Origin of the sequence: Stenotrophomonas bentonitica (assembly GCF_002887735.1) — a bacterium.
GTDB lineage: Bacteria > Pseudomonadota > Gammaproteobacteria > Xanthomonadales > Xanthomonadaceae > Stenotrophomonas > Stenotrophomonas bentonitica_A.
Genome location: NZ_PKQP01000005.1, coordinates 207,892 through 221,361, shown reverse-complemented (window position 1 = coordinate 221,361; position 13,470 = coordinate 207,892). Strand labels below are relative to the sequence as shown.

General features: G+C 67.9%; 14 protein-coding genes. 7 read left to right on the top strand and 7 right to left on the bottom strand.

Annotated features, from left to right (window positions below; genetic code table 11):
* Window positions 1–30: 30 nt before the first annotated feature.
* Window positions 31–810 carry a thioredoxin fold domain-containing protein gene (locus tag C0R07_RS11875; protein ID WP_070471687.1) on the bottom strand — a complete coding sequence of 260 codons (780 nt, stop codon included), beginning with the start codon at window positions 808–810 and terminating at the stop codon, window positions 31–33.
* A 104-nt stretch (window positions 811–914) separates the two neighbouring features.
* A complete protein-coding gene (gene xerD, locus C0R07_RS11870) occupies window positions 915–1,892 on the bottom strand; it encodes a site-specific tyrosine recombinase XerD (RefSeq protein ID WP_102788996.1) in 978 nt (325 codons plus the stop codon).
* Between the two features lie 59 nt (window positions 1,893–1,951).
* Between xerD and C0R07_RS11865 the strand changes: the two genes are divergently transcribed.
* Window positions 1,952–2,461 carry an RDD family protein gene (locus C0R07_RS11865; RefSeq protein WP_102788995.1) on the top strand — a complete coding sequence of 170 codons (510 nt, stop codon included), beginning with the start codon at window positions 1,952–1,954 and terminating at the stop codon, window positions 2,459–2,461.
* Window positions 2,462–2,792: 331 nt separating this feature from the next.
* Here C0R07_RS11865 and lptG read toward each other — a convergent pair whose 3' ends face one another.
* A complete protein-coding gene (gene lptG / locus C0R07_RS11860) occupies window positions 2,793–3,902 on the bottom strand; it encodes an LPS export ABC transporter permease LptG (protein WP_019182553.1) in 1,110 nt (369 codons plus the stop codon).
* Window positions 3,899–4,978 (bottom strand): LPS export ABC transporter permease LptF, encoded by a 1,080-nt coding sequence (lptF, locus tag C0R07_RS11855; RefSeq protein ID WP_102788994.1) that lies wholly within the window; start codon window positions 4,976–4,978, stop codon window positions 3,899–3,901. The genes lptG and lptF overlap by 4 nt, the downstream gene beginning before the upstream one ends.
* 104 nt (window positions 4,979–5,082) lie before the next feature.
* Here lptF and C0R07_RS11850 point away from each other — a divergent pair, with 104 nt between their 5' ends.
* The 5 genes from C0R07_RS11850 to C0R07_RS11830 all read left to right on the top strand — a co-directional run bounded on the left by C0R07_RS11850 (window position 5,083) and on the right by C0R07_RS11830 (window position 11,055).
* Window positions 5,083–6,561: a leucyl aminopeptidase gene (locus tag C0R07_RS11850; RefSeq protein ID WP_102788993.1), complete on the top strand. Its 1,479-nt coding sequence runs from the start codon at window positions 5,083–5,085 to the stop codon at window positions 6,559–6,561.
* An 85-nt stretch (window positions 6,562–6,646) separates the two neighbouring features.
* Complete coding sequence (locus C0R07_RS11845; protein ID WP_046273804.1) at window positions 6,647–7,072, top strand: DNA polymerase III subunit chi; 426 nt, start codon at window positions 6,647–6,649, stop codon at window positions 7,070–7,072.
* Between the two features lie 45 nt (window positions 7,073–7,117).
* Window positions 7,118–7,324, top strand: a complete 207-nt coding sequence (locus C0R07_RS11840) for a proteolipid membrane potential modulator (RefSeq protein WP_070471683.1) — start codon at window positions 7,118–7,120, stop codon at window positions 7,322–7,324.
* A 43-nt stretch (window positions 7,325–7,367) separates the two neighbouring features.
* Complete coding sequence (locus tag C0R07_RS11835; protein ID WP_102788992.1) at window positions 7,368–10,136, top strand: valine--tRNA ligase; 2,769 nt, start codon at window positions 7,368–7,370, stop codon at window positions 10,134–10,136.
* 94 nt (window positions 10,137–10,230) lie between these two features.
* Window positions 10,231–11,055, top strand: coding sequence for a DMT family transporter (locus C0R07_RS11830; protein WP_102789035.1), 825 nt, complete (start codon window positions 10,231–10,233; stop codon window positions 11,053–11,055).
* A gap of 98 nt (window positions 11,056–11,153) precedes the next feature.
* On the opposite strand, the gene rimI is transcribed toward C0R07_RS11830, so the two are convergent.
* Genes rimI through pssA form a run of 3 tightly spaced genes read right to left on the bottom strand, consistent with a single transcriptional unit; the run spans window position 11,154 to window position 12,906 of the window.
* Window positions 11,154–11,651, bottom strand: a complete 498-nt coding sequence (gene rimI, locus C0R07_RS11825; RefSeq protein ID WP_019182560.1) for a ribosomal protein S18-alanine N-acetyltransferase — start codon at window positions 11,649–11,651, stop codon at window positions 11,154–11,156.
* Window positions 11,648–12,130: a hypothetical protein gene (locus C0R07_RS11820; protein ID WP_102788991.1), complete on the bottom strand. Its 483-nt coding sequence runs from the start codon at window positions 12,128–12,130 to the stop codon at window positions 11,648–11,650. Before C0R07_RS11820 ends, rimI begins: the two co-directional genes overlap by 4 nt.
* Complete coding sequence (pssA, locus tag C0R07_RS11815; protein WP_019182562.1) at window positions 12,127–12,906, bottom strand: CDP-diacylglycerol--serine O-phosphatidyltransferase; 780 nt, start codon at window positions 12,904–12,906, stop codon at window positions 12,127–12,129. The genes C0R07_RS11820 and pssA overlap by 4 nt, the downstream gene beginning before the upstream one ends.
* Window positions 12,907–13,041: 135 nt before the next feature.
* Here pssA and C0R07_RS11810 point away from each other — a divergent pair, with 135 nt between their 5' ends.
* The gene (locus C0R07_RS11810) at window positions 13,042–13,416 is read left to right on the top strand and encodes a DUF4124 domain-containing protein (RefSeq protein WP_019182563.1); all 375 of its coding nucleotides are present in this window, start codon (window positions 13,042–13,044) and stop codon (window positions 13,414–13,416) included.
* Window positions 13,417–13,470: the final 54 nt, after the last annotated feature.

Genomic DNA, 13,470 nt, shown 5'->3' with positions numbered 1-13,470 from the left:
ACGCCCCGGCCTGGCCGGGGCGTTCTGTCTTCAGCGGCTGCCGCCTGCCGAGACACGTTCCAGCGCGGCCTTGAGCTGCGCCGGCGGCAGGTAGCCACCGAGCTGGGTTCCATCGGCGGCGAAGATCGCCGGGGTGCCGTTGACGCCCATCTGCTGGCCGAGCTTGTACTGCATGGCCACCGGATTGGTGCAGTTCTTCGGGGTGACGGCCTTGCCGGTCTTGGCGGCGGTCAGGGCCTGCTTGCGGTCGGCAGCGCACCAGACCGAGATCATGTCGGTGTAGTCCTGGCTGCCCAGGCCCATGCGCGGGAAGGCCAGGTATTCCACGGTGATGCCGTTGCGGTTGAGCTCGGCGATGTCCTGGTGCAGCTTGCGGCAGTAGCCGCACTCGATGTCGGTGAAGACGCTGACGGTGTACTTGGCATTCGGCGCGGCAAACACGATGCGCTCGTTGTGCGGCACGCCATCGAGCAGCTTGCGGCGGTAGCTGAGCAGGCCCTGGCTGCTGACCGGCGCCTTGTTCTGGATGTCGTACGGCTGGGACTGCATCAGGTAGCGGCCGTCATCAGAGACGTACAGCACCTGGCCACCGACCAGCACCTCGCGGAAACCGGCAAACGGCGCGGCCCCGATGAAATCAGGCTGGAAGGTGGGGTCCAGCTGCTGCAGCGCGGTGCGCACGCGCTGGTCGGCATCACCGGCAGTGGCCGGGGTGGCGGCAGTGGTCTTGGCCGCCGGAGCGGACGGTTGCTGCGCGCAGGCAGACAGGCTGAGCGCGCCGAAGAGCGCCGCAATGGCAACACGGAGCATCGAGCATTCCGGTGTAAGAGGTCAGGCTGGATTCTCGCACAGCTGCCTGCTCACGCAGCTGGACCGCAGTGGAACGGTGAGGCGCGGCCGCGTTTGGCCCCGCCTCAGCCGCGCGGGTGGTGCTTGGCGTGCAGCTTCTGCAGGTGCTCGCGGGCCACCAGCGTGTAAATCTGGGTGGTGGACAGCGAACTGTGGCCGAGCAGCATCTGCAGGGCGCGCAGATCGGCGCCCCGGTTGAGCAGGTGGGTGGCGAAGCTGTGGCGCAGGCCATGGGGACTGATCCGGGCGGGGTCGATCCGGGCCAGCACCGCGTACTTCTTCACCAGCCCCCAGAACTGCTGGCGGCTCAAGGGATGCAGGGAGGGCTCCAAAAACATCGGCACAGCGCCGTCCTGTGGCGTCGGCACGTTGCGCTTGCCGGTGAGCTGCGGGCGCGATTCGGCCAGATAACGTTCGAGCCAGTGCTGGGATTCTTCCCCCAGCGGAACCAGCCGTTCCTTGCTGCCCTTGCCGGTCACGCGCAGCACACCTTGGCGCAGATTCACGGCATTGGCCGGCAGGTTGACCAGTTCGCTGACGCGCAGGCCCGCGGCATACATCAACTCCAGCATGGCGCGGTCGCGCAGCCCAAGCGGCGTGTCGATGTCGGGACTGGCCAACAGCGCATCGATCTGGCTTTCGGCCAGCGCCTTGGGCAGCAGCCGCGGCAGCTTCGGCGGATCGAGCAACGCACTGGGGTCATCGCTGCGCTCGCCGCGGCGGACCGCATCGGCGAAGAAGGCCCGCAGCGCGGAAAGCAGGCGGGCATTGCTGCGCGGCGACCAGCCATGGCGGGAGCGCCAGGCCAGGTAGTCGAACAGCCCGGCGCGATCGAGACCGGCCAGCCCCCCGGCCGCGCCATCGCGCCAGCGCGCGAGACCTTCCAGATCGCGCCGGTAGCTGTCCAGACTGGCACGCGCGAGGCCGTGTTCGGCCCAGGCCGTGTCGAGGAAGCGCTGGATGCGGACGTTGTCGTCGTCGCGCAGCTCGGGCAGGTGCTGGATGAGCTGGCGGCGCAGTGCGGGGGTGGTGGCATCGGACATGCGCACAGCATACGGAGCAGGCCGTGCGTGGGCCATCGAACGCGGGCAGCGGGCCGGGTATGCTCCGGGTCATGACCGATACCGCGCTGTCGTCCCCCGCTGCTGATCGCCCTGCATCGTTGCTGCTGTGGCGTCTGTTGTCACTGTTGTACGACTTCTTCCCCGCCCTGGCGCTGTGGATGCTGCTGGGGGCGGTGTTCGTGGCGGTCTACACGATCAGCGGTCACGCAGCGCGGGAGAACATCGCCCCGTTCAGCGCGTGGCAGTGGGCGTTGTGGGCATGCTGCTGGGTCGTGACAGGCCTGTACGCGACGATGAGTTGGCGCCGCGGCGGGCAGACGCTGGGGATGCGGCCGTGGCGGTTGCGGGTGGTGTCGCTGGACGACACAGGGCCGACGCGCAGGCAGTTGTGGCTGCGGTATGCGGTGGGGTCCCTGTCGGTGCTGACGGCCGGCCTGGGGTTCTGGTGGGCGCTGGTGGATCGGCAGCGGTTGACCTGGCATGACCGGGCCAGCGGGACGCGGGTTGTTCGGTTACCGAAGCACTGCGCCAACCCATCAGGACGGTAGAGCCGGGCCATGCCCGGCTGCTCTCCCTCCCCCACCAGCACACTGTCGGAGGCGCGGCGGGATTACCAGGCCGGGACCGTGTGCTGCCATGGATGGCAGCACACGAGCCTACATGGGTGAGAGCGGATGGCTCGCGAGGCACTGCCTCGCATCCGGTCGAACGCACAGCCGCCAGCAGCTGGGCCGGCCGCGGAGCGGGACTTGCGGCGGGTCCCGGAATGGTGAGCCCGTCGCGCCTGCCTGAGAGATCATGGTGGCCGCTTTGGCTTTGGTCTTTGGCTTTGGTCTTTGGCTCTTGCAGCGTTTGACATCTTCCGCTCGAGCAGAAAAATCAGCCCGACTTTCGTCGGAACAACAACCCGGATACCACCATCATCACGATCGGGGGCAGCGCATACGCAATCCGGTAATCGAACTTCAACGCACCTGCCATGCGCCCGAAGAACAACTGCAGCAACCAGAAGCCCAGCGCGAACAGAATGCCCAGGAACAAGCGCTTGCCCATGCCACCGCTGCGCAGCGAACCGAACGCGAACGGCACCGCCGCCAGGCACAGCGCCAGCACATTGATCGGATAGAACCAGCGGCTCCAGTACACATCCTCGTAATCGCGCGCGTCCAGCCCATTGCGCTTGCGGTACTCGATGCTGGTGCGCAGATCCATCGCCGTCAGGTTGCGCGGCTTGGAAATGCCGCTGGCCAGCGCCGCCGCATCCAGGCGTGAATCCCACGGCTCGGACTCGGCCGTCTCGCGGGTGGCCGAACGCTCACCGAACGTGTCGCGGCGGACTTTGTTCAACACCCAGCCGTCGGCGCCGTGCTCGGCGGTAGTCGCATAGGTGAGCGAGGCCAGGCGGCCGTCGTCGGCGATCTTGTACAGGCGCACGTCGTGCAGGATCAGGCGCGTGCCACCGCCGGCCTGCAACTGCTCATCGCCGCTCTGGGCATTGAGGAAGGTGTCGCCTTCGCGCGCCCATACGCCCGAATAGCGGGCTGCGCTGAGGCTGCTGCCCCACTTGGCGCTGATCTTGATGTCGTCGGCCTTGCTCTGGCCCCAAGGGCCCAGCGTTTCGCCGCTGAACACCATCACCGCGGTCATCAGCGACAGCGCGATCGCCACCGAAACGCTCAGCCGCTTGCGCGACAGGCCCAGCGCACGCAGCGCGGTCAGTTCGGAGGTGGCGGCCAGCTGGCCCAGCCCCATCAGCGCGCCGATCACGGCGGCGGTCGGGAAGAAGGTGTAGGCACGGCGGGGCACGGTGTACAGCACCCAGGCGGCGGCGTGGCCAAGGGTATAGCTGCCCTTGCCGACATCCTTGAACTCGCCGGAGAAGGCCATCACCACGTCCAGGCCGACCAGCACCGCCCAGGTCAGCAGGACGGTGCCGAAAACGGCACGGCCCAGGTACAGATCAAACCGCATGGGGCGCAACACGTTCATGCGGTCCTCCGGGGGCGCGACAGTTTGCCGTCGCGGAAATACATCCACAGGGCCAGGAACAGCAGCGGCAGGGTCAGCCACCACAGGCCCGCCACGGCGGGGATCTTGCCATCGGCGATCCAGCGGGTGCCGATGAACATCAGGTTCATGCCGACCATGTAGGCCAGGAAGGCCAGCATCATCCGGCCGTAGCGCTGCTGGCGCGGCGAGCTGCGGGCCAGCGGCAGGGTCATCAGGGCGAAGGCCAGCGCGATCAGCGGCGGGGCGATACGCGAGTGCAGCTGGGCCTGGGCCTCGGGGCGTTCATCGCCGAACAGCTGGGTGGTGCGCAGCAGCTCGGGGTCATCGTCCTTGCGGGTCTCGGCACCGTCGGGCATGGCCACGTCGTTGCGCGCGAAGGTCATCAGCTTGTAGTCCAGCGCACCATTGGCCGGGCCTTCCACCTGGTGGCCATCGTCCAGTTCCAGATAGCGCTGCTTGGCGCCTTCGAAGTACATCCGGCCGTGATCGGCGGAGATCACCTCGAGGCGGTCCTCCTTCTGGCGCTGCAGGAAGACCTTGCCCAGCTGGGTGCCGTCCGGGGAGACCGAGGAGAGGTAGACCACGCCGCCATTGGGCAGCGGGGTGAACTTGCCCGCCTCCAGGCCGGCCATGACCACGCTGCGGTTGGCCTCGTCGATCATCGTCTCGCCGGTGCGGTCGGCCCAGGGGCCCAGCCACAGCGAGCACAGGGCGATCAGCCCGACCACCGGCACCACCAGCATCAGCACCGGGCGCAGCAGGCGCTTGGGGCCGACCCCGATGGCGGTGATGACCGCCATTTCCGAGTCCCGGTACAGCCGGGCCGTGGCCAGCAGCAGGCCCAGCATCAGCGCCAGCGGCAGGATCAGCGGCATATAGACGATGAACTGCAGGCCCAGCTGGGAGAACAGCAGGCGGGCAGGCAGGCGGCCGTCGGCGATGTTGCCGAGGATGTCCACCAGGACACCACCGACGCTCACCACCAGCAACACGATCAGGGTGGCCAGGAAACTCTGGACGAAATCACGCAGGAGATAGCGATCGAGCTTCGACATGGGGCGGTGGTTTAAACTCTCGGATTCGTTCGCGGTGCTGCCCAGTCTACTGACGGGACGTAAACAGCTCGCGATTGTACGGATTTGCCAACGGAATCTGATCAATGGCCCTGGAATTCACCCTGAACCACGCAGCACCGGCCTCGGCCGAGTGCGATTGCGTCATCGTCGGCGCCTATGCCGACCAGACCCTGAGCCCGGCGGCACAGGCCCTGGACACAGCGTCCGGTGGCCGCCTGTCGGCCCTGATCGCCCGCGGCGACGTGGGCGGCAAGACCGGTAACACGACCCTGCTGCACGATCTGCCCGGCGTCACCGCCGCACGCGTGCTGGTGGTCGGGCTCGGTGAGCCGGCCAAGTTCGGCGTGCCGCAGTACCTCAAGGCCGTGGGCGATGCCAGCCGCGCCCTGAAGAGCGGGGTCAACCACCACGCGCTGTTCACCCTGACCGAGATCGAGGTCAAGGGCCGCGATGCCGCCTGGAACATCCGCCAGGCCATCATCACCGCCGACCACGCCGCCTACCGCTACAGCGCCACGCTGGGCAAGAAGAAGGCCGACGAACCCGGCCTGACCACGCTGGCCATCGCCGGCACCGACACCCAGGCGCTGGCCCAGGGCCAGGCGATCGCCGCCGGCGTGCAGTACGCCCGCGAACTGGGCAACCTGCCGCCGAACGTCTGCACCCCGGCCTACCTGGCCGAGTCCTCGGTCGCCTTCGCCCAGGCCCATGACGGCGCCGAAGCGGAGATCCTGGACGAGCAGCAGATGGAAGCGCTGGGCATGGGCTCGCTGCTGGCCGTGGCCCGTGGCTCGGCCAACCGCCCGCGCCTGGTGGTGCTGAAGTGGAGCAACGGCGGCGACGCCAAGCCCTACGTGCTGGTCGGCAAGGGCATCACCTTCGATACCGGTGGCGTCAACCTGAAGACCCAGGGCGGCATCGAAGAGATGAAGTACGACATGTGCGGTGGCGCCAACGTCATCGGCACCTTCGTCGCGGCCGTCACGGCCAAGCTGCCGTTGAACCTGGTGGTGGTGGTGCCGGCGGTGGAAAACGCCATCGACGGCAATGCCTACCGCCCGTCGGACGTGATCACCTCGATGTCGGGCAAGACCATCGAAGTCGGCAACACCGACGCCGAAGGCCGCCTGATCCTGTGCGACGCGCTGACCTACGCGCAGCGCTTCGAGCCGGCCGCGCTGATCGACGTGGCCACCCTGACCGGTGCCTGCCTGGTCGCCCTGGGCCACCAGACCGCCGGCCTGATGAGCAAGCACGACGATCTGGCCAACGAGCTGCTGGCCGCCGGCGAGCACGTGTTCGACCGCGCCTGGCGCCTGCCGCTGTGGGACGAGTACCAGCCGATGCTGGATTCCAGCTTCGCCGACATCTACAACATCGGCGGCCGCTGGGCCGGTGCGATCACCGCCGGCTGCTTCCTGTCGCGCTTCACCGAAGGCCAGCGCTGGGCCCATCTGGACATCGCCGGCGTGGCCAGCGATGAAGGCAAGCGCGGCATGGCCACGGGTCGCCCGGTCGGCCTGCTGAGCCAGTGGCTGCTGGACCAGGTCGCCCGCGCCTGATGCCCTGCCCGATCGCGGCCGCCCATCGGTAGCCGCGATCCCGCCCGGCCTGGCGCCGGGTTCTCCCTTCGCTCCAGGCCCTGCCATGTCCCGTGCTGATTTTTACCTGATCGCCAAGCCCCGCTTCCTGACCGAGCCCTTGCGGCTGGTCTGTGAGCTGGCCCGCAAGGCCAACGACGCCGGGCTGTTCACCCTGGTGCTGGCACGCGACCAGGCCCAGGCCGAAGAACTGGACGAACTGCTGTGGGCGTTCGACAACGATGCCTACATCCCGCACCAGATCGCCGGCGAAGACATGGACGAGGAAGAGGCGCTGGTGCTGATCGCCGTTCCCGGTACCGAGGCCCCGGCCCGGCCGCTGGTCATCAACCTGCGTGACGATCCTTACCTGGCCGCCTGCGACCGCGTGCTGGAGGTGGTCCCGGCCGACCCGGAAGCGCGCGAACCGCTGCGCGAGCGCTGGCGCCAGTACAAGGCGCTGGGCTTTGAGCTGAACAAGTACGACATGTAACCCGCGTGGCGTCCGTCCGGTCGCCGCCGCCCCCGGAGACCCTTGATGCGCCTGTTGATCGCCCTGATCTTTCCCTGGTCCGCCTTCTTCACCATCGGCCGCCCGATCGCAGGCATCCTCAACGTCTCGAAGGTAGCGCCGACTGTCAGTCGGCTGTCCCTGTCTGGCTGGCGGCCCGCCGCGATCTGGGCCGCCTGCGCGGTCTCACCGTTCCATACCGGCCAGAAGATCCGTCGCGCCTTAGGGCGCTGAGCTTCCGGCACCCCCACCTTCCGTATTCGATCCTGGTTCCCGCATGACCCAACTCGCCTCCAGCTACGACCCGAAAACCTTTGAAACCGCGTTGTACGACGCGTGGGAGAAGGCCGGCCATTTCAAGCCGTCCGGCAAGGGCGAGCCGTACACCATCCTGCTGCCGCCGCCGAACGTGACCGGTACGCTGCACATGGGCCATGCCTTCCAGCAGACCCTGATGGATGCGCTGGTGCGCTACCACCGCATGCGCGGCTACGACACCTTGTGGCAGGTGGGTACCGACCACGCCGGCATCGCCACCGAAATGGTGGTGTCGCGCAACCTGGCGCTGGCCGGCCAGGGCGAAACCCGCGATTCGCTGGGCCGCGACGGCTTCATCGAAAAGGTGTGGGAGTGGAAGGCGCAGTCCGGTGACACCATCGAACGCCAGATGCGCCGCCTGGGCACCTCCAGCGACTGGTCGCGCAGCACCTTCACCATGGACCCGCAGCCGTCCGAAGCGGTGATCGAGGCCTTCGTGCGCTGGCACGAGCAGGGCCTGATCTACCGTGGCCAGCGCCTGGTCAACTGGGATCCGGTGCTGAAGACCGCCATTTCCGATCTGGAAGTGGAGAGCGTGGAGGAAGACGGCTTCCTGTGGTCGATCAGCTACCCGCTGGCCGATGGCAGCGGCACCCTGACCGTGGCCACCACCCGCCCGGAAACCATGCTGGGCGACACCGCGGTGATGGTGCACCCGGACGATGAGCGCTACGCGCACCTGATCGGCAAGAAGGTGAAGCTGCCGCTGACCGATCGCGAGATTCCGGTGATCGCCGATGATTACGTCGACCGCGAGTTCGGTACCGGCGTGGTCAAGGTGACCCCCGCCCACGATTTCAACGATTACCAGGTCGGCCTGCGCCACAACCTGCCGATGATCAACCTGTTCACCCCGGACGCGGCGATCAACGACAACGCCCCGGAGAAGTACCGCGGGCTGGACCGTTACGAGGCGCGCAAGGTGATCCTGGCCGAGCTGGAAGACCTGGGCATCCTGGTCGAGACCCGTGCACACAAGCTGCAGGTGCCGCGTGGCGATCGCACCCAGCAGGTGATCGAGCCGTACCTGACCGACCAGTGGTTCGTGAAGATGGACGTGCTGGCCAAGCGCGGCCTGGAGCTGGTCGAGAACGGCGGCATCCAGTTCGTCCCGGCCAACTGGATCAACACCTACCGCCACTGGATGGAGAACATCCAGGATTGGTGCATCAGCCGCCAGCTGTGGTGGGGCCACCGCATTCCGGCGTGGTTCGACGACGCGGGCAACTGCTATGTCGGCCGTGATGAAGCCGAGGCCCGCGCGAAGAACAATCTTGCCGCCGATGTCGCCCTGCACCAGGACAGCGACGTGCTGGAGACCTGGTTCTCCTCGCAGCTGTGGCCGTTCTCCACGCTGGGCTGGCCGAACGAGCAGGCGATGGACGCGCGCGGTTTCGAGCGCTACCTGCCGTCGTCGGTGCTGATCACCGGGTTCGACATCATCTTCTTCTGGGTGGCCCGCATGATCATGGCCACCGACAGCTTCACCGGGAAGATTCCGTTCAAGGACGTCTACATCACCGGCCTGATCCGCGATGCGCAGGGCCAGAAGATGTCCAAGTCCAAGGGCAACGTGCTCGACCCGCTGGACATCATCGATGGCATCTCCATCGAGGACCTGGTCGCCAAGCGCACCACCGGCCTGATGAAGCCCAAGGACGCGCCGAAGATCGAGAAGGCGACCCGCCGCGAATTCCCCGAGGGCATCATCGCCCACGGTGCCGATGCGCTGCGCTTCACCATCGCCGCGCTGGCCACCCACGGCCGCGATATCAAGTTCGACATGAACCGCGCCGAGGGCTACAAGAACTTCTGCAACAAGCTGTGGAACGCCAGCCGCTTCACCCTGATGAACACCGAGGGCAGCAGCTTCACCGGCGTGCCGCAGCCGCGTACCGATGCCGAGCGCTGGATTCTGGCGCGCCTGGCCGCGGTCTCGGCCGAAGCCCAGACGCATTACGCCAACTACCGCTTCGATCTGCTGGCGCAGTGCCTGTACGAATTCGCCTGGAACGAGTTCTGCGATTGGTTCCTGGAACTGACCAAGCCGGCCCTCAACGGTGCCGACGCCGATGACGCCAACAGCACCCGCCACACCCTGCTGTACGTGCTCGAAGCGCTGCTGCGCCTGCTGCACCCGCTGACCCCGTTCGTCACCGAGCAGTTGTGGCGCCAGGTCGCCCCGCGCCTGGGCATCACCGGCGACACCATCTCGCTGCGTCCGTACCCGACCGCCGAGGAGTTCGCGGGTGATTTCGCCCGTGCCGAAGCCGACGTGGAATGGCTGAAGTCGATGGTCAACGCGCTGCGCCGCGTGCGCAGCGAGTTGAACGTGCCGCCGTCCAAGCTGGTGCCGCTGCTGCTGCAGGGTGGCAACGACGACGACCGCGCGCGCATGACCCGTTTCACCTCGTCGCTGTCGTTCCTGCTCAAGCTGGAGCGCATCGAATGGCTGGCCAACGGCAGCGACACGCCGCCGGCCGCCGCTGCGATCGTGGGCGATCTCACCCTGCTGGTGCCGCTGGAGGGCCTGGTCGATCTGGGCGCCGAACGCGCGCGCCTGGACAAGGAAATCGCCCGGGTGGAATCGGAGAAGGAAAAGAGCGAGACCAAGCTGGCCAAGTTCACCGACAAGGTGCCGGCGGCCGTGGTCGAGCAGGAGCGCGTGCGCCTGGTCGAATGGACCGCCCAGCTGGATGGCCTGCGCTCGCAGCGCGCGAAGCTGTAAGCGCTGGGGGGAGGTAGTGCCACGCCATGCGTGGCTGCCTTCCGGGGCGGGATGACGCGCAGCCACCCATGGGTGGCTCCACCTTGGGCCGATGATGTCGCTGTCCATCTTCTGCATCGTGCTGTTCGCCGCCCTGCTGCATGCCAGCTGGAACGCGATCGTCAAACGCGGCACGGACAAGCTGATGACCACGCTGCTGGTCACCGGCTCGGCGGCGGTGATCGCCGCGATCGGCCTGCCGTTCCTGCCCGTACCCGCGCCGCAGAGCTGGCCGTGGCTGGCGACCTCCACACTGCTCCAGGTCGGGTATTACCTGCTGGTCGCCCGCACCTACCAGCTGACCGAGATGAGCGCGTCCTACCCGCTGATGCGGGGCTGCGCGCCCATCCTCGTCGCGCTGGTCAGCACACTGTTCCTCGGTGAGCGCCTTGAGTGGGTCGCCTGGGCCGGCATCGGGCTGATCTGCCTGGGCATCCTGTGCATGACACGCGGCACCTCGCGCCAACATCTGTGGTTGCCGCTGCTCAATGCCGGTGTCATCGCCACCTACACGCTGGTTGACGGCTGGGGTGCACGCCACTCCGGCGCTGCGGTGAGCTACACGCTGTGGCTGTTCCTGCTCTCCGGCCTGCCCTTGCCACTGTGGGCGCTGTGCACCCGGGCCAGCGCGCTGCGCGACTATGCCCGCCGCAACTGGGGCTACGGCATCATCGGTGGCATCGGCACGCTGGTCTCCTACGGACTGGCGCTGTGGGCCATGACGGTCGCGCCGATCGCGATGATCTCCGCGCTGCGCGAAACCTCGATCCTGTTCGGCATCCTGATCTCGGCCTGGATCCTGCACGAACGGGTCACCCGCCAACGCTGGATCGCCGCCGGCCTGATCGTGCTCGGGGCAGTGGTGCTGCGGATCACGTAGAGCCACCCCATGGGTGGCTGCGCCTGTCTCCGACAGCCACACCCCGTACGGGCCGGATCGAACAGCAGCCACCCATGGGGTGGCTCTACATCGGGACGTCAGAGCGGCGGCATCACCTGGATATCGTCGTCGACCAGTTCGATGGCCATCACCAGCGCGTCCTCGCGCCCCTCGCGGGCGGGGTAATAGCGCGGCCGGCGGCCGATCTCGTTGAAGCCCTCGCTGTGGTACAGCGCCACCGCCGGGGCATTGGACGGGCGCACTTCCAGGAACACGCGGTGCGCGCCGTGGTCGCGGGCCAGCTTCACCAGCGCGCGCAGCAGATGCCGGCCGTGGCCGCGCGACTGGCACAGCGGGTCCACGCAGATATTGAGGATATGGGCTTCATCGGCGGCGATGCTGAGCAGGCCGTAGCCCATCAGCAGGCCGTCCTCTTCCATCGCCAGGCCGGGATAACCGGCACGCAGGCAATCCTGGAAGATGCCGCGGGTCCACGGGTACGGATACCCGCGCACCTCGATCGCCATCACCGCATTGAGGTCGCTTTCGCGCAGCGCGCGCAGCGACAACGGCCGTGGCGAGCTCACCGCGCTCACGGGCGGTTCTTCCTGCGCAGGGCACGCAACTGCGGCCACAACGCACGCTTGGCGGCCGCACTGCCGCGCAGTTCATCCAGGTTCCAGCTGGCCATCAAGGCCTGGGTATCCGGTTCGGCAGGGTTGCAGCCGGAGGCACGCAGCAGCGCGATCTGCAGGCGATCAGGCATCCGCACCGCGGCGCGGCGGCCACCGCTCGCGCGCACGGGTGTCGCGGCCGGCGGGCTGCTGGGCGCGCCTGCTTCCACCGTGCGCGGGGCACTGCGCCGTACCGGTGCGGGCGCGTCCGCCGATGGCGCCGGCCGTGCGGGGCGTACGGGCACCGGCGGCTCGGCCACCGGGGCCGCGCGCAGCTCGATCTCCGGCATCACCACCGCCTCGGGCGCGACACTGCCGTCGACGAACACCGTGTAGCCCATGGCCTGCAGCCAGGACTGCTGCGCCGGCGACCACAATGGCGGCAGCGCCTGCCCGCTCACGCGTTCGGCTCGACCGGCCTGCGGGTGCGTTGCCACACCCAGTAGCACGGGCCGGACAGGGCATACACCAGGCCCACCGCGAACAGCACGCGCGGCAGATCGATGACCATGATCGCGATGGCGATCGGCACCAGGGCCAGCGCCAGGAACGGCACGCGGTCCGCGCGCGGCCCTTTCTCGCCACTGCCCTTGAAGCTCCAGAAGCGGATCCGGCTGACCATCAGCAGGGCCGAGACCAGGGTCACGCCGAGGGCGACGTAGCGCAGCTGGTTGCCGTCCCAGCCCAGGTTGCCATCGGCGAAGGCCCAGACGAAGGACATCATCAGGCCGGCGGCAGCCGGGCTGGCCAGCCCGATGAACCAGCGCTTGTCGACCACCGTGACCTGGGTATTGAAGCGGGCCAGGCGCAACGCGGCGCAGGCGGCATACAGGAAGGCGACCGCCCAGCCGACGCGGCCGAGTACCGGGTCGTCGAACTTCAGCCAGGACAGCGACCAGTGGTACATCACCAGGGCCGGGGCCATGCCGAAGCTGACCAGGTCGGCCAGCGAGTCGTACTGCACGCCGAATTCGCTGCTGGTCCCGGTCAGCCGGGCCACGCGGCCGTCCAGGCCGTCCATGACCGCCGCGACGAACACGGCGATGGCGGCATTGACGAAGTCGCCGTTGGCCGCGGCGATGATCGCGTAGAAGCCGGCGAACAGGCCTGCGGTGGTGAACAGGTTGGGCAGCAGGTAGATGCTGCGCGAGCGCGGCGGGGGTTTCAGTTGATCCATGCGGCCAGTTTAGTGGCTGCGGTGCCCTTTGGGGCAGTGCCAGCGCGCCGCGCCCTGCCATTGCTGCCGTGATCGGCTTGCCAGCGCCGGCCCGGGGTGCTGCAATCGCGCTTCTGCCCCGTCTCCGGAGTCGCCATGCGTGCCCTGTCCCGTCTGAGCGCCCTGCTGCTGCTCGCCAGTGCGACGGCCAGTGCCGGCAACGTCTATAAGTGGAAAGACGCCCATGGCGTGACCCAGTATTCGGAGAAGCCGCCCACCGGGCAGAAATACGAGGCCCGCCAGGTCCAACACCGCGACCCGGCCCCGCGCGAGGCGGCGGCCGCCCCGGCCGAGAACAGCGACTGCACCACCGCCCGCGGCAATATCGTCCTGCTCGATGGGCCAGGCAAGGTCATGCAGGACACCGATGGCGACGGCAAGGCCGATACCGCCCTGACCGACGCGCAGCGCAGCGCCCAGAGGACCCTGGCCGAGGCCGCCATCCAGGCGTACTGCACGCCCAAGGCCTGAGCCGCCGGTCCCCGCAAGGGCCAAAAACCACCGCCAGCACCCATCGCGGCGGCC